This is a genomic window from Streptomyces sp. UH6 (genome assembly GCF_013421635.1).
GTDB lineage: Bacteria > Actinomycetota > Actinomycetes > Streptomycetales > Streptomycetaceae > Streptomyces > Streptomyces abyssomicinicus.
The window spans coordinates 1-1774 of the sequence record NZ_JACADT010001104.1 but is presented as its reverse complement, the minus strand read 5'-3'; the positions used below and the strand labels follow the sequence as shown (position 1 = coordinate 1774).

General features: G+C 74.7%; 2 protein-coding genes and 1 pseudogene. 1 reads left to right on the top strand and 2 read right to left on the bottom strand.

Annotated elements, in window-relative coordinates:
- Positions 1-449, bottom strand: a 449-nt coding sequence (locus tag HW445_RS29670) for an NAD(P)-dependent oxidoreductase (RefSeq protein ID WP_180223907.1), incomplete at its 3' end; no start/stop codon positions are given.
- 30 nt (positions 450-479) lie between these two features.
- Complete coding sequence (locus HW445_RS29665; protein WP_180223906.1) at positions 480-1328, bottom strand: TIM barrel protein; 849 nt, start codon at positions 1326-1328, stop codon at positions 480-482.
- Between the two features lie 201 nt (positions 1329-1529).
- Between HW445_RS29665 and HW445_RS29660 the strand changes: the two are divergent.
- Positions 1530-1774, top strand: a pseudogene (locus HW445_RS29660) (hypothetical protein); the annotation flags it as partial.

The following is a 1774-nucleotide window of genomic DNA, read 5'->3' as shown; positions in this document are numbered from 1 at the left end:
GCGTCGAAGTCGTCCCTGCGGCCGCCGACCATGACCGACAGGGTGCCCTCCACGGCCCCCGCCTCGCCGCCGGACACCGGGGCGTCCAGGACCCGCAGCCCCCGCTCCGCCGCCGCCCGGGCCAGCTCCATCGAGGTGCTCGGAGTGATCGAGGACATGTCGATCAGCAAGGCCCCCGGACGGGCGTGCCGCAGGATGCCCCCCGGCCCGTGGGCCACCGCCTCCACCTCGGGGGAGGCGGGGACCATGGTGATCACCACATCGGCCTCCCGGACGGCCTCGGCCACCGAGGCCGCCGGCACCCCGCCCGCGGCGGCCAGCCGGGCGAGCTTCTCGGGCTCCAGGGTGTGGCCGGTGACCCGGTAGCCGGCCCGCAGGAGGTTCTCGGCCATGGGGGAGCCCATGATGCCGAGGCCTATCCAGGCGACCCTGGGAAGCGTGTTGCCCATCCGGTCCTCCAACCGCCGTTCGGGTGACTGTCAGTCGTGCCGGCGCGGACGGCGTGCCTCGCGGGGGAGCCAGGCGAACGCCTCCTCGCCCGTCCGGGCGCCGGGCGCGTACTCCAGGCCCACCCACCCGTCGTAGCCCGCCGCGCGGAGCCGCTCCAGCAGACGGGGCAGCGGCAGCCGCCCCGTGCCGGGCGCGCCGCGGCCGGGCCGGTCGGCGATCTGCACGTGGCCGGTGACCGGCGCGTACCGGTCGATCACCGCGGGCAGGTCCTCACCGTTCATCGCCAGGTGGTAAAGGTCCATCAGGAAACGGCAGTTGCCGAGACCGGTGCGCTCGTCGACCCGGTGCGCGACCTCCACCGCCCCGGCCGCCGACACCAGCGGATACCGCGGCGACTCCCGCCCGTTGAGCGCCTCGACCAGCACCACGGCGCCGATCCGGTCCGCCGCGCGGGCCGCGAACGCCAGGTTCTCCAGCGCCAGTTCGTCCTGCTCGGCCGGGTCGACGCCCTCGAGCCGGTTGCCGTACAGCGCGTTCAGCGCCCGGCAGCCCAGCGGGCCGGCGAACTCCACGGCCGCCTCCACGTTGGCCCGGAACCGCTCCGACTCCGCACCCGGCAGGCTCAGCGCGCCGCGGTCGGGGCCCGGCAGCAGCCCGGCGTAGAAGTTCAGTCCGGTGAGGTGCACCCCGGCCTTCTCCAGTGCCTCGCCCAGCGCGTCCAGGCGCCCGGGGGCAGGCGTCGGTTCACCGGGCCACGGCCACCACAGCTCCACGGCGCCGAACCCCGCGGCGGCCGCCGCCGCGGGCCGGTCCAGGAGCGGGAGCTCCGTGAAGAGCATCGAGAGATTGACGGTGTATCGCTGACCGGCGAGACCCATGGAGCGGTACCCCTCGTGTAGTTCGCGCTACCCGACTTCCGTTGTGTGGAACTGTACTTCTGGTATACGGAATGCTGCCGGTGCGTCCGACGGCTGTCAAGGACGGGGGAGACCCCCTCGCCGGACCACCGGGCGACGTCCCCTAACCTGCCGCTCTGGATCTTCGGTCGCGACCACGAGGCGGCCAGGGAGGGGAGAACCGTGTCCGAGCACCTGTCCGACGAGGAACTGGCCCGATTCCTGCGGGAGAGCGCCGAGGGAACGGCCGGCGAGGCCCCGAAGGAGCCCTCCGCGCGAGCCCGCATGGTGACCGCGCGGCTCAGGGAACAGGAGGCGCGGGGCGAGGTGCCGCAGGGCTGGCGTACCGGCCCCGACCTGGACCGGCACCGGGCCCACGCCGCGCGGCGCAGACGCGTCAAGGCCGCCGTCGGCGGCCTGGTGGTGGC

What these genes read in the sequence shown, in the direction of transcription:
- HW445_RS29665 (WP_180223906.1), bottom strand. Translation starts at nt 1,328, where the DNA reads ATGGGTCTCGCCGGTCAGCGATACACCGTCAATCTCTCGATGCTCTTC.